This is a genomic window from Niallia sp. 03133, assembly GCF_052663225.1.
Map to the genome: position 1 here is coordinate 25,981 of NZ_JBQTCY010000019.1, position 23,212 is coordinate 49,192.

At 35.9% G+C, this 23,212-nt stretch carries 22 protein-coding genes; 1 reads left to right on the plus strand and 21 read right to left on the minus strand.

The genetic code is table 11. The features are described 5' to 3' along the window. Nucleotides 1-59 precede the first annotated feature (59 nt). The 9 genes from ACTYBU_RS20990 to pth form a co-directional block, all read right to left on the minus strand. Entirely contained in the window at nucleotides 60-317 is a 258-nt protein-coding gene (locus tag ACTYBU_RS20990; RefSeq protein ID WP_445492782.1) for an RNA-binding S4 domain-containing protein, read from the minus strand. Nucleotides 318-335: 18 nt separating this feature from the next. Continuing rightward, a complete protein-coding gene (mazG, locus tag ACTYBU_RS20995) occupies nucleotides 336-1,796 on the minus strand; it encodes a nucleoside triphosphate pyrophosphohydrolase (RefSeq protein ID WP_445492783.1) in 1,461 nt (486 codons plus the stop codon). After that, the gene (locus ACTYBU_RS21000; RefSeq protein ID WP_445492785.1) at nucleotides 1,783-3,411 is read right to left on the minus strand and encodes a putative polysaccharide biosynthesis protein; all 1,629 of its coding nucleotides are present in this window, start codon (nucleotides 3,409-3,411) and stop codon (nucleotides 1,783-1,785) included. Before ACTYBU_RS21000 ends, mazG begins: the two co-directional genes overlap by 14 nt. A gap of 176 nt (nucleotides 3,412-3,587) precedes the next feature. Then, complete coding sequence (locus ACTYBU_RS21005) at nucleotides 3,588-4,694, minus strand: DUF1648 domain-containing protein (protein ID WP_445492787.1); 1,107 nt, start codon at nucleotides 4,692-4,694, stop codon at nucleotides 3,588-3,590. A 5-nt stretch (nucleotides 4,695-4,699) separates the two neighbouring features. Beyond that, nucleotides 4,700-5,080, minus strand: coding sequence for a GntR family transcriptional regulator (locus ACTYBU_RS21010; RefSeq protein WP_445492789.1), 381 nt, complete (start codon nucleotides 5,078-5,080; stop codon nucleotides 4,700-4,702). Nucleotides 5,081-5,339: 259 nt separating this feature from the next. After that, nucleotides 5,340-5,876: a stage V sporulation protein T gene (gene spoVT / locus ACTYBU_RS21015; protein WP_445492849.1), complete on the minus strand. Its 537-nt coding sequence runs from the start codon at nucleotides 5,874-5,876 to the stop codon at nucleotides 5,340-5,342. Between the two features lie 700 nt (nucleotides 5,877-6,576). Further along, nucleotides 6,577-10,113: a transcription-repair coupling factor gene (gene mfd, locus ACTYBU_RS21020; protein ID WP_445492790.1), complete on the minus strand. Its 3,537-nt coding sequence runs from the start codon at nucleotides 10,111-10,113 to the stop codon at nucleotides 6,577-6,579. Nucleotides 10,114-10,673: 560 nt separating this feature from the next. Continuing rightward, nucleotides 10,674-10,904, minus strand: coding sequence for an anti-sigma-F factor Fin family protein (locus tag ACTYBU_RS21025; protein WP_445492792.1), 231 nt, complete (start codon nucleotides 10,902-10,904; stop codon nucleotides 10,674-10,676). Nucleotides 10,905-11,223: 319 nt separating this feature from the next. Then, entirely contained in the window at nucleotides 11,224-11,787 is a 564-nt protein-coding gene (gene pth, locus ACTYBU_RS21030) for an aminoacyl-tRNA hydrolase (protein ID WP_445492794.1), read from the minus strand. A gap of 46 nt (nucleotides 11,788-11,833) precedes the next feature. Between pth and ACTYBU_RS21035 the strand changes: the two genes are divergently transcribed. Continuing rightward, entirely contained in the window at nucleotides 11,834-11,962 is a 129-nt protein-coding gene (locus ACTYBU_RS21035) for a hypothetical protein (RefSeq protein WP_445492796.1), read from the plus strand. A 2-nt stretch (nucleotides 11,963-11,964) separates the two neighbouring features. Here the strand turns inward: ACTYBU_RS21035 and ACTYBU_RS21040 are convergent, their stop codons facing one another. From ACTYBU_RS21040 to rnmV, 12 genes are all read right to left on the minus strand, one after another. Beyond that, complete coding sequence (locus ACTYBU_RS21040) at nucleotides 11,965-12,603, minus strand: 50S ribosomal protein L25/general stress protein Ctc (RefSeq protein WP_445492798.1); 639 nt, start codon at nucleotides 12,601-12,603, stop codon at nucleotides 11,965-11,967. Nucleotides 12,604-13,128: 525 nt separating this feature from the next. Continuing rightward, entirely contained in the window at nucleotides 13,129-14,085 is a 957-nt protein-coding gene (locus ACTYBU_RS21045; protein ID WP_445492800.1) for a ribose-phosphate diphosphokinase, read from the minus strand. Between the two features lie 152 nt (nucleotides 14,086-14,237). Beyond that, nucleotides 14,238-15,614 (minus strand): bifunctional UDP-N-acetylglucosamine diphosphorylase/glucosamine-1-phosphate N-acetyltransferase GlmU, encoded by a 1,377-nt coding sequence (gene glmU / locus ACTYBU_RS21050; protein WP_445492802.1) that lies wholly within the window; start codon nucleotides 15,612-15,614, stop codon nucleotides 14,238-14,240. 506 nt (nucleotides 15,615-16,120) lie between these two features. Further along, nucleotides 16,121-16,411: a septation regulator SpoVG gene (spoVG, locus tag ACTYBU_RS21055; protein ID WP_003347151.1), complete on the minus strand. Its 291-nt coding sequence runs from the start codon at nucleotides 16,409-16,411 to the stop codon at nucleotides 16,121-16,123. 273 nt (nucleotides 16,412-16,684) lie between these two features. Further along, the gene (locus ACTYBU_RS21060) at nucleotides 16,685-17,059 is read right to left on the minus strand and encodes a RidA family protein (RefSeq protein WP_445492805.1); all 375 of its coding nucleotides are present in this window, start codon (nucleotides 17,057-17,059) and stop codon (nucleotides 16,685-16,687) included. 18 nt (nucleotides 17,060-17,077) lie between these two features. Next, on the minus strand, nucleotides 17,078-17,899 hold the full coding sequence (gene purR, locus ACTYBU_RS21065; RefSeq protein ID WP_445492807.1) for a pur operon repressor: 822 nt from the start codon (nucleotides 17,897-17,899) through the stop codon (nucleotides 17,078-17,080). 57 nt (nucleotides 17,900-17,956) lie between these two features. After that, entirely contained in the window at nucleotides 17,957-18,826 is an 870-nt protein-coding gene (gene ispE, locus ACTYBU_RS21070; RefSeq protein ID WP_445492809.1) for a 4-(cytidine 5'-diphospho)-2-C-methyl-D-erythritol kinase, read from the minus strand. Between the two features lie 627 nt (nucleotides 18,827-19,453). Further along, nucleotides 19,454-19,633 carry a small, acid-soluble spore protein, alpha/beta type gene (locus ACTYBU_RS21075; protein WP_445492811.1) on the minus strand — a complete coding sequence of 60 codons (180 nt, stop codon included), beginning with the start codon at nucleotides 19,631-19,633 and terminating at the stop codon, nucleotides 19,454-19,456. A 183-nt stretch (nucleotides 19,634-19,816) separates the two neighbouring features. Further along, the gene (gene veg / locus ACTYBU_RS21080) at nucleotides 19,817-20,080 is read right to left on the minus strand and encodes a biofilm formation stimulator Veg (RefSeq protein WP_031537121.1); all 264 of its coding nucleotides are present in this window, start codon (nucleotides 20,078-20,080) and stop codon (nucleotides 19,817-19,819) included. A gap of 599 nt (nucleotides 20,081-20,679) precedes the next feature. Then, nucleotides 20,680-21,552, minus strand: a complete 873-nt coding sequence (gene yabG / locus ACTYBU_RS21085; protein ID WP_445492851.1) for a sporulation peptidase YabG — start codon at nucleotides 21,550-21,552, stop codon at nucleotides 20,680-20,682. Nucleotides 21,553-21,743: 191 nt separating this feature from the next. After that, nucleotides 21,744-22,622 carry a 16S rRNA (adenine(1518)-N(6)/adenine(1519)-N(6))-dimethyltransferase RsmA gene (gene rsmA / locus ACTYBU_RS21090; RefSeq protein ID WP_445492813.1) on the minus strand — a complete coding sequence of 293 codons (879 nt, stop codon included), beginning with the start codon at nucleotides 22,620-22,622 and terminating at the stop codon, nucleotides 21,744-21,746. Then, nucleotides 22,615-23,175: a ribonuclease M5 gene (rnmV, locus tag ACTYBU_RS21095; RefSeq protein WP_445492815.1), complete on the minus strand. Its 561-nt coding sequence runs from the start codon at nucleotides 23,173-23,175 to the stop codon at nucleotides 22,615-22,617. Before rnmV ends, rsmA begins: the two co-directional genes overlap by 8 nt. Between the last annotated feature and the right edge of the window lie 37 nt (nucleotides 23,176-23,212).

The window sequence follows — 23,212 nt, forward strand, 5'->3', positions numbered from 1 at the left end:
GGAGCACATGGGACGAATAGCGACGTAAAGGACTGATCTCTTCGAACGTTATCATAAGCTCAAGAGAGAGTTTCTTCTTTTAGAATAGTATACATATTGGCTGCATCTTCTTTTTTCGTTGAATCCTGCAAAATTTCTACCTTTGCTGTTACAACTTTCTGTCCAAATCGTACTTGAAGCTCATCCCCCACTTTTACATTAGAGCTTGCTTTTGCTTGTTGGCCATTTATTAATATTCTTCCTTGGTCCGCCACTTCTTTCGCCAATGTTCTTCTTTTTATTAATCTGGATATTTTTAAAAATTTATCTAAACGCAAGTTAATCCCTCCATTACTCTATTCTTTCTTTTTTGCGTCATTCCAAAATACATCCAACTGTTCTAAGCTGAGTTCTTTAAAATCTTTGCCAAGTTTTTTCACTTGCTCTTCTATATAATGGAAACGTTGAGTAAACTTTTGATTTGTTTGGTAGATAGCTATTTCAGGGTCTACTTTATAAAACCTTCCTATATTAACGATGGAGAAAAGAATGTCGCCAAACTCTTTTTCAACCTTTTGAGGATCATTTCCCTTTGCAAGCTCTTCTTTAAATTCAAGCAATTCTTCTTGAAGTTTTCCCCATGCTTGATCTGCTTCTGGCCAATCAAACCCTACAGCTGCTGCTTTTTTCTGCAGTTCTAACGCACGAAGCAGATTAGGAGCCGCATTATTTATTCCATCTAAAATTGATGTTCCCTTTTGGTGGGGTTCCAAACTTTTTGCTTTTTGCCAATGCTCCATTACATCCTCTACCGTTTCTGCCTGTTCGTTCCCAAACACATGAGGGTGTCTTCGGATCATTTTGGATGATATTCCCTCTATAACATCATCAATACTGAAAAACCCTTCATCCTCACCAATTTGACTGTGAAGCATTACCTGCAATAATACATCCCCTAATTCTTCTATTACATGATCGATATCATCTTCCTTAATTGCCTCAATTAATTCATAGCATTCTTCCACGAGATATTTGCACAGCGACTCATGTGTTTGCTTTCTATCCCACGGACAGCCATCTGGCCCTCTGAGTGCGGCAATAATTTGTCTTAATCTTGTAAAATCTTTGTTCAATATTTCTTGATTACGTACAGGGGGAATATAAATAGAAGTTAAATTATTTATATTTACTTCCCTGTCCAACTCATGCAGCTTTATTTCTTTTATCCACTCATCGCTGCTTCCAGCTGCCGTAATAATTTTTACAGGATAATCAAATGGAAGCTTCTCCATTAACGTTAGTTTTACCTCTGATGCTGAGAACGCATCATACACTTGTCCAATAATTAAATGATGACGAAATTGGATTTCATTACTATTTAGTGCTGTGCCATCTAAAAGTTGAAATCCATCAATTGGATCCACTTTTACTGCCTGAAAAATGCTGTCTAAAAAGCTTTGTCCCCCGCCAAATGTTAATTTCGCTATTCCCTCGTTGCTTTTTTCTATTAAAAGCTGCACTGTTTTTTCCGCCACAAGCGGGTGCCCTGGAACCGCATATATAATTTCTTCCTTAGCGGATTCTTCTAAAAGGAATTCTACTATCTCTTTATAAACCGAATCAAATTGATCATGCTTTTCATATATAGCATCTAAATAATGAAAACTTGATCCTTCTGCTTCTAAAGCCGCCACAACCGGATGATCCTTCGTTCGCATAAATACCTTTTTTTCTTTCGTTATCAAGGTTCTATACACACCTAAAGGAAGTTGATTTATATCTCCAGCACCCAAACCAATAATCTCAATGTTTTTCACTATACTCCCTCCTTTTTTTCGGTAAAAAAACCATCATTTTACTGCCAAACGGCAATAAGATCAATTCTTCTTTTTTAAAAACATTTGCTCTAATCACAATAAAAAAATAGATAACTGTACCAATCATAACTCCGCTCATTGCCTGAAAACTTGCAAAAAGTCGATCATGCTGCAAGCCAACAGCACATAAATCAGTGAATAGTAGGTAGATCTTTAACACAAGAAACATTATAAATGCTCCGAAGCAGATGACTCCCACACTTTTTTTGTTTATGATAGAGCTTCCTGATACATGTGTTAACCTCCATAACAAAAGAAGCATTATTATAACAAGTGTAATATTAGAAGCAATACTGGCTCCTATCGTTCCATACGCGTCCACCAATTTACTGTTTAAACCATATTTTATAAAAAAGGAACATAATATAATGACAGCTGGGTAAAGAGGATTTCCTAATCCTTGCAAAATCGCAGTAGATGTTACGATTATAGCATTTAATAAAATAATACAAGTTAAGATAGAAAGTACGCTAGAACCATTTGTATTTTCAAAAAGCATCGTATTCGTTTCATTTATGATACTCAGCAAACCAACTGTTGCTCCCATCCCGATAAATAAGCCAATGGTTAAGGATAATTGGATTTTTTCTACTAATTTTCTGCGATTATTTTTTATTTTTTCGCCAGTTATAAACGGTACGAGAGTAAGCGCCATCGAAGTGGATAAAATCGTCCCCATTTGTATTAACGGCTGGCCTCGATCATATACTCCCTTTAACACCTTTGCTGTATCACTGTTTACTCCAGAGGAAACCAGCTCAGCGTATAAATTTAATGAATCTGCCAGTTGCATTAATATTAACAGCATACTGCTTACGGAGATCGTTAATCCTTCAAATATAAGCTTCTTATATAGCTTTCTGCTGCTCCTTTGTTTATAAACTGCCGGCCGATAATAAGAAAAATTGCTATTAACCTTTTTATAATAGTAGAACAGCAGCAGGAAGGAAATCAAACCTCCTGTAATGGAACCAAACATAGCTCCTGCTCCTATTGTATACAAAGTATACCCCTGATACGTAAATACCAGCGCCGTAATTAAAATAGTGCTTACTCGAATAAGTTGCTCTCCTACTTGAGAAACAGCGGTAGGAATCATAGACCCTTCCCCTTGAAAAATACCTCTCATTAAAGCTGTGAACGGCGATATAAGAAAAGAAAAAGAGATAACCTTTAATAATTTGGACAGAGCAGGATCTCCCATTAATTCAGCTACATATTCCGCACAAAAAAATAATAAACAAAAAGAAATCATGCCAATGCAAGATAATAAGATAAAAGAAGACCTTATCAAATTTGATAATCCAACACTATCCTCTTCCATCTTCAATTCCATGTATAATTTAGAGAGAACAACAGGAAACCCATATGTAGAAACAGCGGCAACGACTCCATAAAAAGGGTATACTTGCTGATAAATATAAAAGCCCGTATCCCCGACAATATTTTGAAAAGGAATTCGGTAAACTGCACTTAAAACTTTTGTAATCAACGCTGCAATTGTAAGTATAAAAGCGCCTTTGAACCAGTCGCTTGATTGTAAATTAGGCTTCACCAAAAAAGCCCCTTCCTTTATTTGTATCGCTTGTATTATAGCATAGTTGCCCCTTGTATAAACAAAGTCAAATCTACAAATCACTTATTATGGACAAATTTCCCACAAAGGAACCCAAGCAAATGCTTGGGTTAAAGATAACTTTATAATTCGAGCAAAATATGCCGACAGGTTGATTATACAACAAAGCCAATAAATAAAATAAATAGCAGCGGAATAAAAATGACAACATATCCAATAGGATGGGCAAAATTTAATGTCCAGCCAATTCCAAATCTCTTTTCAACAAATATGGATGGATCATTTTTATTATAATAAAATAGCCCGCCCTTCCAAAAATGATCTTCATCAACATCCACCCATTTCTCCTTTTCTGAACACTTAACCCCACTATCAAGCTGAGCATTTAACTTTCCTACTTTTATGGCAAAAAGGAGAGAACTTGCTAAAGTAATCATTAAAAAGACTAGTGGGATAAGCATCATAAATAAAGTATTGTAAATTCCATTGTATAATGTCGTCACTTGTAATAAGGAAAATAAAACGGTGATTAGAATGGTCATCAATAGTAAAAACCAGCTTGTATATTTACGGTATAACAGTTGTCTGCTTCTAGAACCTCTCCTATTGACTGCACTCATTTTAATGCCAGATTTTTTCGTCAACTCATGAATGCCTAAAAACATCCATTGCATCGTTAATAAAACCACCAACAAAGAAATAATAGAAAAATATGTCTTTGCCACGAAATGATCCGGTTTTCCATCCGCTCCCCAATGAATAGGAATAGCTGCTGGGAATTGACTATATTGAGTGAAAGTAAAAATTCCTAGCCCGATTGTAATGATCATAGGAAATGTGAATAAGTACCAAGGAAGCATTTCATCACTTTGACGGAGGTTTAATTCCGTCACTTTCACTGCCGTCTGATCCGAATACCATTGCTGCTCCTTTTTTAAGCGCAATATTTTGCCATGTAAATAAAAATAAAAGGAAAGCGACCAAAAAATAATCCCAAATTGAATAATTAATCCTATTATGGCTAGCTGGTTATCAGCTGCATGAAATATGAAGGCCCCTATTAAAAAAAATATAAGTGCAATAATAGATCCTGACATGGCTGCTATCACATATATTTTTTTATAATAGCGGATTTTTGGAACATTAGATTTTTCATCGGGTATGCTTACTCCAAAAACAACTGTTTTTCTCATAATAAATGGCACTAATGTTTCTAGGAAGCCTAGGAAAAAAGTAACCGTTAAGAAAATAATTATCGCCATCTCTACTACTCCCCTTTCACTTCTATCGTTATATTATTCACTAGCTTGCATATTTCCTGCTCACTCATTCCTAATATTAGCGCCTCAATTACTGAAGGTTTAAATTGATTGATTAAACGATCATTGCGTTCCTCCATATTCCATTGCTTTTTTAAATAAATCATGGCACCTGACTTTGGAATAATTTTAATTATTCCTTTTTCCTCTAGCTCATGGTAACTCTTATTAACTGTATGCATGTTGATGCCTAGATCTGCTGCTAACGCTCTTACAGATGGAAGAAAGTCACCATCTTTTAAATCTCCTCGAATGATGCCTTCCATAATTTGAATGGTTAATTGTGCATATATCGGCATATTAGACTGAGGTTCGATTTTAATTAACATGTTTTCCTCCCTCTAATCTGTTCTATATTTATTATAACAGATGTATTCTTAATAGAGAAGAACCATTCGATTCATCTACTCGCTTTACAGAAAAAAGCATATGATTTATCGATGTACAAACTGACACATAATGTATTTATCAGTACCATGTTATTCTGTATGTAAGAAATAACACTACTCCTTCAAGTCATATGTATTTTTCTAACAACATAAAAAAGGGCGCTTCTTATAGAGCCCCCTTTTATCTGTTGTATAGTTTTTATGATTCCATTTGTCTTGCTAAAAATCCAGCCGCTGTTTCTACAGCCTTCTTTTCTACTTCTCCAAGTGAACCTTCTTTAGAGAAAATAATAACCGCACCGATTGGATCACCGTTAGCAATAATAGGACCAATTGTATAAGCAGAAATACTTTCACTGTTGCTGTCAACCAAAGCAACCTGATCTTGTTGATTCATTAAAATAGAAGTTCTATCTTCCATTGCTTTTTCAACTGATTCACTTATATTTTTATTCATATAGTCTTTTTTTGATCCACCTGCAACAGCAATATAGGTGTCTCTATCACAGATTAAAACAGAATTGCCTAAACTATCATACAAAGCCTCTGCATATTCTTTTGCAAAGTCACTTAGTTCACTGATAGGAGAATATTTTTTCAAGATTACTTCTCCATCTCGATCAACAAAAATTTCTAACGGATCTCCTTCACGAATACGTAAAGTTCTTCTGATTTCCTTTGGGATTACAACACGACCCAAATCATCGATTCGACGCACAATTCCGGTTGCCTTCATTTCATGTTGCCTCACTTTCATCAGATGATTGTTTTAATTTGGCAAATATTTCTTTAACTAAATATGAAATGTTCACCATATTTAAACATAGTATCTTTCATATGGAAAGTTCTATACATTTTAATGTAAATTTTTCTCTATGGTGTGATTCTTTCCAAAAAATTCTATATTTGCCCTTGTATAAGCTCGGCTTCAGATTAAACTTCCAAATTTATCTATGTTTTCTTATTCCCCTTGTCTGATGAGATTAAACATTCAAAACAAACGAATAATAGTGATGAAAAGTTGGTGCTTCCCCACTCATTTCATAAACGAAAAAAGATGCTGTCCGAAAAGTATCAATTTGTCAAAATCTATGGCTGTTTTCTAAAAGTTTGTAGCTTTTTGAATAAGATGAAATTCCTTTCTAGCTTGAACCTAGCAGCCTGTATACACGAAAACTCCTGTGGGATCAGCGAGACAGGCGAAAGCCTGATCAGAGGCGGCTCGGCGCTCTGCTCGCCCCGCCGGAAAGCGAAGTGTATACAGGGTGCGGATACAAAGCAGCAACTCGTACGAAAAGAGCAAATTAAAAATCAGGAAAGCTGATTTAGCAGTATTTTGCAACTTGAAAAGGGTGTCCAAAGGTCGAAAAAACGACTTTTGGACACCTCCTCAAAATGCAGAAAAAGTAATAATTATAGAAACATAAGGATGATACTTAACTCGCCTCTTGAGGCTCCTTTCTAAAGCTGTTTAATGCCTCTACCATTTCATAGCATGCATCCAGCCACTTATCTGTTTCAATCCCTTTTACATGAAGAACCATTTTTAATTTTTTCCCATCCATGCCCAAGCCGATCATTCTTCCATATTTAGAGCTCTTTTCAAAAATCTTCTGCCCATCGAGCAGATTGCTGCTTTCTTCAGATAAAAGAATAAGCACTTCCTCTTTTGTTTGTTTTATTAACTCTACTCCAGCTTGTTTGCCGTATACCTTCATTTCTGTTAATTTAAACAAATAAGCTACCTCAGCAGGATAATCTCCAAATCGATCAATCATTTCTTCTTGAAGCTCGCTCAATTCCTCTAAAGATGCAACAGCTCTAAACCTTTTATACATTTCAATTTTTTGCTGGCCATCATTAATATAGAAATCTGGAATATAAGCATCTATATCCAAATCCAATTCAATCATCTGATTTCGCTGTTCATCAAAAGTTCCTTTTCTTTCTTCAATGGCATTCTTCAGCATTTGTGAATATAAGTCAAAACCAACTGAATCGATAAAGCCATGCTGTTGAGCACCCAATAAATTACCAGCACCTCGAATGGTTAAATCCCTCATAGCAATCTTAAAACCAGAACCTAACTCGGTAAATTCTTTAATAGCCTGCAAACGCTTTTCCGCTACTTCTGTTAATACTTTATCTTTCCGGTAAGTGAAATAGGCGTATGCTACTCGGTTAGATCTTCCAACCCTGCCTCTCAGCTGGTAAAGCTGGGATAATCCCATACGATCTGCATCTTGCACAATAAGGGTATTAACGTTTGGTATATCTACACCTGTTTCAATAATTGTAGTACTTACCAGCACATCGTATTCCCCTTCAAGAAAACTCAGCATCACGGATTCCAGTTCATTTTCCGTCATCTTCCCATGAGCATACGTAACTTTTGCATCAGGCACTAACATAGATATTTCATCTGCTTTTCTTTCAATGTCTTCCACTCGGTTATAAAGAAAATAGATTTGTCCATTCCGAGCAAGCTCCCTCTCAATGGCTTCTCGTACAAGCCCCCCATTATACTCCATCACATATGTCTGGATAGGGAAACGATTTTCGGGCGGGGTTTCAATAACAGAAAGATCCCTTACCCCCAGCATTGACATATGCAGTGTTCTTGGAATAGGGGTAGCAGTTAATGTCAGGACATCAACATTTGTTTTTAGCTGCTTGATTTTCTCTTTATGGGTTACACCAAATCGTTGTTCTTCGTCAATGATTAATAAACCTAAATCATGATACAAAATATCCTTTGAAAGAATTCTATGTGTACCGACCACAATATCAATCGTTCCTGTTTTTAGCCCTTTTAATGTTTCTGTTTGCTGTTTTCTTGTGCGAAATCGGCTTAATAAACCAATCTCGATAGGATAATCTTGAAAACGCTCTCTCAATGTTTCATAATGCTGTTGGGCTAATATGGTTGTTGGTACTAGGAAAGCAACTTGTTTGCCGTCTGCTATTGCTTTAAATGCTGCACGAATAGCAACCTCCGTTTTTCCATAGCCCACATCCCCACAAAGAAGGCGATCCATCGGTCTTTCCCGTTCCATATCCTTTTTAATCTCCTGAATAGAGCGCAGCTGATCATCTGTTTCTTGATAGGCAAAAGTGAGCTCAAATTCTTTCTGCATCTCTCCATCTGGAGAAAACCCATATCCTACAGATGCTTCCCGCTCCGCATAAAGCTTTATTAAATCATCAGCAATATCTTGTACAGAGGATTCTACTTTCTTTTTGACCCGCTTCCAATCATTTCCCCCAAGCTTGTAAATCTTCGGTTCCTTGCTCTCTGATCCAACATATTTTTGCACTAAATCTATCTGTTCAACAGGTACATACAATTTATCGCTGCCTTGATACTTTAAATGCAAATAATCTTTATGCACTCCATTTATTTGGAGTGTCTCAATTCCTAAGTATTTTCCAATTCCATGATTAACGTGAACGACATAATCTCCGACTTTCAATTCGGAATAACTTTTAATTCTCTCCGCATTAGAAAGTTTCTGTCTTCTTTTGGAGCTTTTTTTCGTTTTTGTTTTAAATAATTCTTCTTCTGTTATCACGGTCATTTTTAATATAGGGAGCTCGAATCCTGATTGCAAGTTCCCTTCCACAATCTGAACCTTCCCTTTTAAAATAGATTGATCCGCACCTTTAATAACAGACTCAATCTCATAATCTCGGAGTACTTGCTCCAGTTTTTCTACCCGCTCTTGATCATTTCCTAATACGATAACGGAAAATTGATGTTTCTTCCACCGCTCTATTTCTGTTTTTAATACATTCATTTGTCCATGAAAACTTTGCATTGGCTTACAAGAAATATTAATGAGGTTTTGCGGGTTTGTATTTGGAACATGTCTCAAAAATAAAGACATATAGACAATGGGCTGCTTGGAATGATGCAGAAGATCATTAATATTTTGAGAAAGCGTCATCCCATGTATAATTTCTCCATTACTTAACAAACTTGTGTACCAATCCGCTTCTTCCTTTTCTAAGGTATCATTCATTTCTTGCACTCTACTAATTTCATCAATAAATATTAATCCCTGTTTGGGAAAATAATCTAGCAAACTTGTATATTCCTTATAAAGAATCGATAAATATTTATACAATTGCTCTGGCTTTTGTCCATTTTTCAGCTGTTCAATTTCATATCCAACGGTTTGTGATAATAGAGTTTTTGCTTCATTATCTTTTACTTTCTTTAAACTTTTTGCTAGGCCTGCTTCCAATTTTTCAAGCAAGGAATTAACCGCTTCCTCTTTATACAGAATTTCCGTAGCTGGCCCAATTGCTATCTTTGTCATTTTTTCTTTTGACCGTTGATCTTCCAAGGAAAAAGACCGGATTGAGTCTATTTCTGTATCAAATAACTCTATTCGCAGAGGGTCCTCTTCCGTTAAAGGAAATATATCTATAATGCCGCCTCTAACACTAAATTCGCCTGGAGCGGATACTATATCATTACGAGCATATCCCATTTCTATAAATAAGTTTAAATGCTTTTCTAAGTCTATTTCTTCCCCAACTTCTAATGCTACTTGGCTGTCTTGCCAAAGCTGTGCAGGTGGAAGCAGCTTTCTTAAACCGGCAACAGGAACAATCATGATTCCGTTTGATTCTTTGGTCCAATGATTCAAAGCCTCTATACGCTGTGCTTTTAACTCCGGACTAGCAATGCTTATTTCTGCTGCAATTAATTCATTTGCAGGATACAAATATACATCTTTTTCATCAATCAAATTCGTTATATCGTCATAAAGCTTTTGCGCTTGAAGTAAATTATGGGTAACAACCAACAAAGGTTTTTTTGTTTTTTCATATACAGTTGTCAAAAACAGCGTTCTAGAAGAGCCGGAAAGACCAGAAATTAATTGCTCATGCAATCCTGCTTCAAAACCGGAAATTAGATTTTGAATCTCTTCTTGTTGTTTAAATAAAGTTTTTAGCCCTAACAATGAATTTTTCCCTCCCTACTGAAACTAAAGAACATTAGATATATACAAAAACAAGCTTTCAGAATTCACCAAAATGCCTGTCTTCCACGTTCTTTTTCCTTGCATATCAAATCATGATCGTTTTCTGCTTAGGTTTAAGCAATGAAAACATATCAATCCATGATTATTGAACTATAAGAATCATAAGACTTTTTGTCGATTCCTATAAACATTGCAGAGTCATTATACAAACTAAAATTTCCACCAGTCTATTTATTGAGTGTTGACTGATGGTTCTAAAAAATATGTGTATTAAACTAGACATCTCTAGATAAGAAGGATATTTTAAATAAATTAGCAAGAAAGAAGCTAAAAATAGTGCTAGTGATTGTATATACGCTATTTGTTGCTAATATTCCTGCTAAATAAAGATAATTGCCCTCAATTCTATTCAAAACAAAACCAAATGGAAAAATGAGGGCGTCCTAATAATACTGATTCTCCATTTAATGAAGAACCAGACTGTCTATTAGGAATACCCTCTTTTATACAATTCTCCTTAAAAACATGTTGCCAATTTGTTAATGAATTAAATAATCATTTTGATAATAATCCGGATGTTTCGTTAACGATTCTTGACAATCTTCACATATTGACTTTATATAAACTTCTCCATCTGCACTATAATTAATCATTTCAGAGCGATCCTCATCTGTCAATACATGCAACCCTAATCGACTTGTTTCCACTGATTTGCTATCAATAGTTCCTATATTCACACCACAATGTCTACAATGATAATGTATAGCCAAGCAAAGGCCTCCTTATTCAGCAATAATACTAGTATCAGTATTTACCTAAAAGAAGAAACATATACCAAGCTGAATAAGAAAAGCGATTGTGACCGTTTAACGACGAACGGACTGGAGCTCTTCGTATGAGATAAAGGAAATACGATGAGCCTTAGCGATTCGATGTTGACTTATCGTAAGGAGAAGAGCGAAGTACGAGAGTCGTTGGTCACTAAAGCTAGACAAAGAAAAGCGATTGTGACCGTTTAACGACGAACGGACTGGAGCTCTTCGTATGAGATAAAGGAAACACGATGAGCCTTAGCGATTCGATGTTGGCTTATTGAATATTATATTTATTCATTACTTGCAAAAATGGTTCCTTCATCCATTCACCGCATGCATCTGAACATTTTTGAACAATTGCTTCGAGGCATTCTTGTTCTTCTTTTGTAAATTTGCCAAGTACATAATCAGGAACCTTCATTCCATTCTTTGGCCTGTCAATTCCAACTCTGATGCGGTTAAATTTTTCAGAACCTAAATGTGCAATGGTTGACTTGATGCCATTATGTCCTCCGGAACTTCCTTTTTGCCTTAACCTAATTTTTCCTACAGGTAAATCTAAATCATCATAAATTACAACAATATCTTCTATGGCAATATCATAATAATCTGCCAGAGGCCGTATAGACTCCCCGGAAAGATTCATATATGTAAGTGGTTTCAGTAAAATCACCTTTTCTCCGTCAATAATTCCTGTACCATATACACCTTTAAATTTTGCTTTCTCTAAAGGGATCTCATATTCTTTAGATATGTATTCAATAATGTCAAAACCTATATTATGCCTTGTATTTTCATATTGTTTCCCCGGGTTACCTAAACCAACAATTAATTTCATATAAACCACCTTTGTAAATAATGTTTACTATATAGAAAAGGAAGGTTTGACCAGAAGAAAATTTCTCGTTGGACAGAACCTTCCATTCGGCATATTCATGATTGCTGCACCATACCTTTTAATCATAACAAAATTGGTACAAAGGGTAAAAGGGAAACAATATGAAAAGAAATAATATTATTCTACTTCCTCTTTTTCCGTCTCTCTACCTTCTAGGTTATCTGGAACTCCTTCTTCTTGTTGTTCTCCTGTACTAATTTCTTCTTCCTGTCTAGGAGCAAGTATGGATGCAATAACTTCCTCTTTTTCATGATTGATTTCTACAGTTTTATACTGTTTAATATCTGCAATAGTAAGCGTTTCGCCTACTTGAAGCTCACTAATATCTATTTCTATGGCTGCTGGAATATCATTTGGCTTAGCGGTGACTTCCACTTCATGCATCGGTTGCTGTAATACTCCGCCATCCTTTACTCCTGCAGCATCTCCCACTAAAGATACTCTTACAGTAGCTGTTATTTCCTGCGATAAATCAATAGCTAAAAAATCTACATGCAGAATTTTTCTTTTAATTGGATCAGAGTCGTAATCGCTTAATACCACATTATGTTTTTGTCCATCAATCGATAATTCGATAACGCCATTTCTTCCAACATCTTTGATTACTTTTAAAAAGTCTGCTTCACTTAAATAAATAGAGGTGCTTTTTGTTTTTGATCCGTAAATAACTCCTGGAATATTCCCCTCTTTACGAATTCCTGTTAAAACTGAATGTTTAAACTCTGTGCGTTCTTTAGCTTGCAATAATGTACTCATCTAATCTTCACCTTCCATTCATTTTGTGACACCCTAAGAACAAAAGCGCAAGCGCCTTGATTATCGACGTACGTACTGGCCGATTAGTACACCACGTCCTGTGGCAACATCGGCACTTGTACATCCTTGTAAGGGCTTCGACTGAGATAAGGCGATCCTTCCATCAGGTGATGCTCTTCCACCTGATGGTTAGTTAAGCCGATCAGGTTTTTACGGACAGTCATTTAAACCTATATCCATTTCAACAAACAATATTTTACTGCCTGTAAAACGTGATAAAGGAAACTCGAAGAGCGAAAGCGAATCGATGTTGACGTATCGTAGGGAGAAGACCTGAAGTTAGATAGTCGCTAGGCGCTGGAGCTAGAAGCAGAAAACTCATTTACAGTAATCTACAAGTCCAAACAGTCTATATTATCCTTACAATAAAAAAATGCCCTAAATCAGGAAAATTTAAACATAGCAATTATTACAAAAAAGAATACAACAGAAAAGAGCCGCCTTCTATAGAAAGCGGACTATCTATTAATCAAATAAAAAACTTACAGACTGATCAGAATGAACTCTTATTATTGCTTCACCTAAAAGATCAGCAACTGATAATTGAATGACATTATCAGATAATTTTTCTTCAGCAAGTTCAATAGAATTGGTTACAACGAGTTCTTTGATTTTTGAATTTTTAATTCTTTCCATTGCTGGACCTGACAATACAGGATGAGTACAGCAAGCATATACTTCTTTTGCTCCATTTTCTGCAAGAGCATTTGCACCAAGAGTAATCGTCCCTGCTGTATCGATAATATCATCAATAAGTATGGCAATTTTTCCTTCAATATTACCAACTATATTCATAACTTCAGCCACATTTGGTCGAGGACGTCGTTTATCAATGATAGCAATTGGAGCCTTTAAACGTTCTGCCAGTTTACGTGCTCTTGTAACACCACCATGGTCTGGAGAAACAATGACAATGTCCCCATCAAATTCACGTTTGCTGAAATAATCTCCTAAAATAGGAACTCCCATAAGGTGATCAATTGGAATATCAAAGAATCCTTGAATTTGAGGAGCGTGCAGGTCTAAAGTAATGACACGTGTTGCTCCAGCAGTTTCTAAAAGGTTCGCCACTAGTTTTGCTGTAATTGGTTCACGCGCTCTAGCCTTTCTGTCTTGTCTAGCATATCCATAATACGGTATTACTAAGTTAATGGTTCTTGCTGATGCACGCTTTAAAGCATCAATCATTATTAAAAGTTCCATTATATGCTCGTTAACTGGATTACTTGTGGATTGAATGATATAGACGTCGCATCCTCGAATACTTTCTTCAATATTAATTTGGATTTCTCCATCGCTGAATCTTGTAACAGAACATTTTCCTAACTCCACTCCAATAGAATTAGCTATCTCTTCCGCTAAGGCTGGGTTTGAGTTTAAGCTAAACACCTTCAAATTTGGATCTAAATTCTTAACTGACATCCTGAACCTCCATAGACTTATTCCTAATCAATAGGTTGTCCTATTTTACTTAGAAACAAGAAGCCTTCCACCCTTCTTTAGACTGCAGTTTGTGCAAATATTGCAAGTTCTACACTCTGATAAAGACTTCCTTCTTCTTATTTCTTTCTATATTACTTTTGATTGTTCTGTAGATTATTAACATAGTTCTCTTTATTCACTTGGCGAGCCCGTGCAATGGAAAGTGCACTTGCAGGTACATCCTCCGTAATGGTAGAACCTGCTGCTACATATGCTCCCAGCCCAATAGTGACCGGCGCAATTAAATTTGAGTTGCAGCCTACAAATGCTCCATCCTCAATTGTTGTTAAAAATTTATTTTTTCCGTCATAATTAACCGTAATTGTTCCACAGCCAATATTAACATCACTGCCTACTTTTGCATCACCAATGTAGCTTAAATGAGATGCCTTGCTTCCTTTTCCAAAATCAGCTTTTTTAAGCTCAACAAAATTGCCAATCTTCACTTCATCATCGATATTCGATTGAGGGCGAATATGGGCAAATGGTCCAATATTTACTTCTGATCCAATCTTGCTGTCATGTGCAACAGATTGTTTAATGATTGTATTTTTCCCAACTGTACAGTTTTTTATTTCTGTATTTGGTCCTATGATACAATCGGAATCAATAATCGTTTGACCCGAAAGAAAGGTCCCCGGCAAGATTACTGTATCTTCTTTAATCATAACGCCAGCTTCTATATACGTATTAGATGGATCTATGATGCTGACGCCATTACGCATATGCATTTCATTTATTCTGTGCTTCATGATTCTTTCAGCTTCTGCTAAAGCAACACGATCATTTACACCCAATGTTTCTTCAAAATCACCTGTTTGAAACGCAGAGATTACTTCCCCTTGTTTCTTTAGTATTTCAATTACATCTGGCAGATAGTATTCGCCTTGAGCATTTTCGTTAGACACTTGATTTAAAGCTTGAAATAATGACACATTATCGAAGCAATAAGTGCCTGTATTGATTTCTTTTATAGCTTTTTCTTGATTTGTTGCATCTTTATGTTCAACAATCTTTTCTACATCGCCTGCTCCACTTCTAATAATCCGGCCATAACCGCTTGGATCTTGCGCCACAGCTGTTAAAATAGTAGCTTTTGCAGATGTAGTTTCATGATGTTTAAAAAGCGACTCTATTGTTTCAGACTTTATTAGAGGTGTGTCTCCACATATAACCAATGTTACTCCCTCTTTATTCTCAAGAAGCTCTTTTGTTTGTATGACTGCATGTGCTGTCCCTAACTGTTCTGCTTGATAGGCATAGCCTATTTTACTTCCAAGCTGCTGTTTTACCTTTTCGGAACCATGCCCAATAACGGCAACAACATCTTTTATTTGAAGTTTTGATACTTGGTCCACAACATGCTCTACCATCGGTTTTCCGCATACAGGATGAAGTACTTTATACAATTTTGACTTCATTCTAGTTCCTTGTCCTGCAGCTAATATGACTGCGTAACGAGTTAACATTCACAGGCCTCCAATATAACCTTTTTATCCATTAAAAATATTATCTTAAATAGTCTTCGATTTCAAGAAATGATTCTATGCTTTCAGCTTGTTTCTTGAAAAAAAGGGTTGCCAAATAAGGGTTTAACTCCTTTTACTTTTTTTATTTTTTTTTGAAATGCATCTGGACTATTCATGTATAGGAAAGTACATCCTTCATTTTTTAATAAATGACAAGGCTTTTTTGATCATAAAGGAGGAAACTGCATCATTTAGACATATCGATACGGAAGGAAAAAGAATGGAAAAAAAAACAAAAGCGCAAGCGCCTTGATCATCGCCGTACAAACTGGCCGATTAACTACGCCACGTCCTGTTGCAACATCGGCACTAGTACATCCTATACGTCGGAGCTGGACGCGAACCAAACTGCTAAGTTATCCACAACTCTATTTCGTTTATCATTTCCAAGACAGTAAAAAAAGAGCCTTACTCATTGGAAGTAGGCTCTAGCTGCAAATTATTTTTTAAGAAGCACCAGCTTCTTCAAACTCAACTTCTAATTCACCTAAACGGTGGTACTCTGCTAAAACAGCTTCTTGGATTTTACCTCTTGTGCCGGAATTAATTGGATGCGCAATATCTCTGAACTCTCCATCCGGTGTTCGCTTGCTAGGCATGGCTACAAATAATCCATTATTTCCATCTATAACTCTAATATCGTGAACAACAAATTCATTATCAAGAGTGATGGAGGCAATTGCTCTCATTCGTCCATCTGTATTAACTCGGCGCAGCCTTACGTCAGTTACTTCCATTCTGTTCACCACCTTTACTAGAAGATAAAATCTAGTTAACTAATTCAACAGAACTTTCCTATCTCCTTCTTAAATGGTGAAATTTTTTAGAATATTTAGGACAAATTGATGAAAAATGCTAAAATATAGAATGAAAACGCTAAATTTACCTTTTATTTACATTTAAAAACAGCAAATCACACAAAAAAAACCAGGGTTTTAAACAAACTATGTAAGTTTTCCTCACAGAAAGTACTTTTGGCTGTTTAATGCCTGGCTAATTTATTTTCTTATTTATTTACAAAGTGCAATAACTTCAATCTCTACTAATACATCTTTCGGCAATCTTGCTACCTCAACACAAGAACGTGCTGGTTTATGACTATGGAAATACTCTCCATATACTTCATTAATCGCTGCGAAGTCTTCCATATTTTTTATAAAAACAGTGGCTTTTACTACTGTTTCAAAGGAGGCATTTGCTGCTTCCAATACCGCACTTAAATTTTCAAATACTTGATGGGTTTGTGTTTGCACATCTCCTTCAACTAATGTTCCCTCCGCAGTCAATGGAATTTGACCCGAGCTGTAAAACATATTGTTTACAATAACACCTTGAGAATATGGTCCTATTGCTTGTGGTGCAGCATTCGTTTGTACTACTTTCATCTTTTTTCCCCCTAGTTACTATTTTTCATCAAAATAATTTCCTAATTCCACTGAAATTCTTTTTTCTTTTACATCAACACCGGATAATTTCACCAGCGATAGGTAATCATCTACAAGTCTTTCTTCTGCTTCTTCTGCCTCAACTAAAACAGCAATTCCAGCTACAACGGCATTAAACTCTTCCAATAAGCTGATCATACCATTGACTGTACCGCCAGCCTTCATAAAGTCATCCACAATCAATACCTTTGATCCATCCTCCAAACTTCTTTTGGAAAGTACCATTGTTTGTATTCTTTTTGTGGAGCCAGACACATAATTTATACTAACTGTAGAGCCTTCTGTTACTTTACTGTCCCTTCTTACCATAACAACAGGAACATTTAAATAAGTTGCAACTGCATATGCTAGTGGTATACCTTTTGTAGCTACAGTCATTACTACATCAATTTTTGTATCTGCAAAAGCAGATGCGAATAATTTTCCGACTTTTTGAACAAGAGCCGAATCACCTAATATATCGGTCATATATAGATAACCACCTGGTAAAAGTCTGTCAGGTTTTATAATAAGTTCACAAAGCTCCTCAATAAAAGGTTTTGCTTCTTCTCTGCTTACTTTCGCCTGATATTTAACTCCACCAGCTGCTCCAGGCAAAGTTTGAAGGATTCCTATCCCTCTTTGCTCAAATGTTTCTTTAATGATTGCTAAATCTTCGCTTATAGATGATTTAGCGGAACCATATCTTTCAGCAAAGTAGGATAATGATACAAGCTGCCTTGGATGCTCTAACAAATAATTCGTCATGTCTATTAAGCGCTCACTACGACGAAATTTCATACTGCGAACCTCCAAAATCCGAATATTCTACCGTTAATATTATATCATTATACGTGTTTAATCAAGGGTATGTCGACTGCCTATTATTCGGACTGCAAAAACTTGATCGCAAAATCCTCTTAAACCGTTATATACTCGATTCATTCTAGAATCATGGTGCATTAAGCCAAAAACAGTTGGACCGCTGCCACTCATCAACACTGCATCTGCACCGAATTTTTTCATTTGCTCCTTAATCTGAGCCACCTCTGAATAAAGGCTTAAAGTAACTTCTTCTAGGACATTTCCGACATTTCGACACATATAATGATAACTACCATCATATATAGATTGAATCATCTTTTTTGTATTTGGATGCTTGATCTTGGATACATCCAGCCTTTTGTAAATATCTGCAGTGGAAACACCTATAAAAGGTTTTGCCAAGACAACCCAGCATATTGGCGGAGCTGGCAATTCTTTAATTATCTCTCCCCTTCCAGTTGCAAGGGCCGTCCCACCATAAACACAAAATGATACATCTGAACCAATTTCAGCACCGATTTCAGCTAATGTATCTATCGATAACTTGAGATCCCAAAGTGTATTTAAACCTCGTAGAACAGCTGCTGCGTCACTGCTCCCGCCTGCCAGCCCTGCTGCCACCGGAATATTTTTTTCAATCCTTATTGTTACACCTTTTTTAACATCATATTTATCTTTTAATACCTTTGCTGCTTGATAGGCTAAATTCCTTTGATCATCTGGAACAAACCTATTAAGAGATATAATTTTTATTACATCCTTATCTTCTAATGTAAGCTCTAATCTATCAGCTAAGTCAATAGTTGTCATAATCATCTCTACTTCATGATAACCATCCGGCCTTTTGTTGAGTACATCTAAAGATAAATTTATCTTAGCTGGTGCTTTAACTAAAAGCTTCAATATTTCCACCTACTTCATTTTCTTTATCACCATTTTTTGTCCTATTTTACCACAAATAAGAAAAGCGCAAATAGCCGTTTTACTATAAATGGACTGGGCTTTACATAGAAGATAAAGGAAACACGAGGAGCCGTTAACTACGCAAGCGAGAAAGTCCTAAAGCCGATAGGAAAGAGGCGATACCAGATTAAAGGAGCAGAAAACCATGCTACATCCATCCGTCTTCTTCCATTGACTTGGAGACCCTTCTACCCTTATGTCAAATCGCTAGTACTTCCTAACCGTCAGAGCTGAACACCTATCTAACGTTAAAATTTTTACTTTCTTATCTTTTTTAAAAAAGGACGCGCTATCATTTATATGGATATAGTGATTTTACCATAAAATATGTAATATATAGCAGTTCCACTAATGTTTTTTACCTATTATTCTATCCTTTTATCACTTTATTTAAAAAGCATATTTTCGCAAAATTTATTTTATAAAAATGCGGCCTCACACTATTTATTGATTCGAAAGCTACGCTTACTAACCATAAAAATGTGAAGCCGCAAAATAAACCACCGTGAATAAATCAATATTGATATATTTGTGTAAACAAGATGAAATTAAGGCTGCAAAAACTTATTATTGTTTTTGATTCAGAAGACTTTGCTCAGCAATTTCAATTGCTCTTTTGACCATATTTCCAGCATCTCTTGCTCGAATACCGCCCCAACCGTCTTTTTGAACAACATCATAAAAGCCTAACTCTTTTGCTAACTCTTCTTTTAATCCTTCAGACATTACACCTTTTCGTCTACCCAAAGTGAATCACTCCTTTCATCATCCACGGCATTTATAGTATATATCTTGATTGTTTTTTCATAAGTATCATTTCTTACCAGTTAATTCACTAATATATAAAATGGAGGATGATTCCGCTGCTTTGTTTTGCCAAATGAAAAAGCAGTAAACATATTGTTCACTGCAATTCAGTAGCGATATCTATTAACTTAAAGCAACTTGTCCTGATGTATCCTCAAAGAAGGTAATTTGAACCGTTTCTGTTAAAACATCCGCATAGCTGTACGATACACGTTCAAATGCATTTTCATCCTGATCTAATTCAACCACAAATACAGATGGATAAGTCTCAGCTAATACCCCAGAACGCTCTATAGTCTTGCGGCGCCCACCATTGGCTTTTAGCATAAGCCTTTTTCCTAAATTTGAATCAAGAGCTTTTTTTATATCTGATAATGTTTTCGCCATTCGGTCCACCTCACTGTGTAAAGTATATCACACTGACACAACAGAGTCAAACAAAAATATAAATTATAACAGTCTTTTTTAGAAGTTGTCAATATTTTTTATTCTTATTTTTCTCTTATTTTTCAACAATTTTATCTTTACCTAATCGTTGCTTTTTATGTAGGAAAATACAACTTTCTGAAAAATAATGTAGAAACAGCCTAAAATATTCGTATTTCACTGACATTTCAGTTGCAGCATCCGTCACTTGTACACCCTATCTTCAAGGTAGTCTTAGACAGTTGTCTCCTTAAATTCTAACATAAGAAAAGCTCAAGCGCCCTTTCTCATCGACAGAATAAGCTGAGGTCCACAGGATGTGGATTACACAAACGTTGCCACAGGACGTGGCGGTTTTAGTTTTGTGTTCCTTGAAGAGATAAAGGAAACACGAAGAACGTAGTGATTCGATGTTGACTACGCAAGCGAGGTGAGGGAAGCGTTGAAGTCGATAGGGTGCTTGCGCTAGACACTTGTCAGACTTCAGAAAACTCATACTTTCTTATCTTTCAAAAAAAAACGAAAGAAAACAAAGTCGTTTTCTTCCGCCATTTATCACTCTATTCCGTTTCATGCAAATTATATGGCATTCCCGTTCGCAATACTCCTTTCGTTTCCAGACCCCCAAGACCTTTTTCCCCAGTTAAAGTATTTCTCAGCACATCCCAAACATTTACACGTTCCATAAATGGTGTAAAACTTATTTTGGCGACAATATAAACTGGATCTAGAGCATGAATATTAACTCTTGATGGCGAGCTTGCAAAATTTGCTCCAGCATGTATTAATGATTCAAAATGAGATTGGCATGCTCCTGCAAATATTACTAACTGATCTAAGTGAGGAATTTTCTTTCTCGCTTCTCTAACAGTCTGAACAAAGTATTTCGAATGACGGTAGGCATTAATATCCTGTTTTCCACCCATTGCTTTCGAATAGGCATCATGGCCAGTAATTACAAGTATATCGGGGCGATAATATTCAATAAATTTGCCAATCTTATTAGGCATTTCTTTTTCATTGCAATGTATTCCAGTCACGGGTATACCGATTTTTTCATATAAAGTCAAACATTTCTCCAGATAAGAAGGATCTCCGTCTAAATGAAGCACCCTCCCAGGCAGTTGAAAAAAATTTGCCTGTTTATTGTAGGAGTCTGTTGCTACATATTCTTGTTTCTGATGTAATAAATGAACATCTTGTCGAAATAATTCTAATGATTGCTCTTCTAAAAACTGAAATTCTTGTGATATCTTTCTTTGCATCGGTTTATTGATACTAACCAAGTCTTCATAAGGAGCATCTGCAATAAGCCGAAAATCCTCTCCATATAATACTGCTAGCTTTTGTCCATTTTCTACTTTAATATCAATAATTCGAAAAACAATATCACATTGATATGATTTTCTACCGACGATATCCATGGTATTCATACTCACAGTCGTCACTCCAGTTGGTCCTATTAAAGAACCTTTTGTTTCTTAACCTATCTTTCATACACTATGCAAAAGTCCATGAAGATGTGAGCATAAAGCGGAAGCAATCAGATGGACTGCAGCTCTTCGACTGAGGTAGGAAAAAAGCAAATAAAAAACCCAAACTAAAGAAGTTTAGGTTTTACTATTTATTGAAATATGTCATATAAAGCGTCGCTTAACCGCGCAAATTCTTCTATTGATAAAGACTCTCCTCTTCTAGAAGGATCAATTTCTGACTGCTGCAGCGCTTCTATTATTAATTCTTTTTTTTGTTTGCCATTCTCAAGCTGGCTGGATAAATTGTTTAATATGGTCTTTCTGCGCTGTGCAAAGCTGGCTCTTGTTATACGAAAGAAAAAATCCTCATCTTTAACAGAAACTAAAGGAGTCTCTCTTTTTGTAAGCCTAATAACAGCAGAATCAACATTCGGCTGGGGTACAAACACCGTTTTTGGAACAATCATTACAACTTCAGGAACCGTATAGTATTGGATAGCTATGGAAAGGGAACCATATTCCTTTGTTCCTGGTTGAGCTGATATCCTCTCAGCCACTTCCTTCTGAAGCATCACGACAATTCCTCTAAGGGGAAGCTTCTCTTCTAATATTTTCATGATAATTGGTGTAGTTACATAATATGGCAAGTTGGCAACTAGCATAATATCGGAAATTCCTTGGAATTCTTCCTCAACTACTTCCTTTACATTTGCTTTTAAAATATCTTCATGGATTACTTTTGTATTTTCATATGGTGCCAGTGTTTCACTTAATATCGGCAATAATCTTTGGTCAATTTCGAATGCTACAACTTTTTTACTGCGCTTCGCCAGTTGTTCTGTCAATGCTCCAATTCCAGGTCCAACCTCAATGGATCCTGATTCATTAGAAAGCATGGCATGGTCTACAATATTCCTTAATATATTTGTATCGATTAAAAAGTTTTGCCCTAAACTTTTTTTAAAAGAAAATCCATATTTCTCTAATATTTCTTTCGTTCTAACAGGTGTTGCAATATCTTTATACATCATTTTCCTCCTGGCGCATCGCTTTTAAAGCATCTGCAAAATCTTGTTTCGTGATTTGGAAAACCATAAGCCTTTTATGCAGCTGTTTTCCATTTGTATAGCCAATTTTTAATAATTTTCCCAACTGCTCACGCCGTTCCTTCGATCCTTCTCCACCAATAAGATTTGCACAAATTAAATCTTCTTGTGTAATTTGCTCCGGCACTTCTTCCCTCATTAAATGAGCATCTTTTAAAGCTTCCCTGATTGATTCAATAGAAGCATGTTCAACTCCAATCCCTTTTCCATGCTTATGCAATGCCTTGTCTTTTGTGATAAAGGCATGCTTGCATCCAGGAATATTTTTGACAATAGTATTGCGTATTTTTTGTCCGGGGTAATCAGGATCAGTAAAAATAATGACTCCTCTCATCGATTGTGCCAACTTGATTTTTTCAAGTGTTTCATTATTAATAGCTGATCCATTCGTTTCAATTGTATCTGCATCAACTGCCCGTTTAATGGCAATCGTATCATCTTTGCCTTCCACTACTATTATTTCTTTAATTTTCATGGAGCCTCCAAAAAAAATAAAATATTTGAAAAAAAAA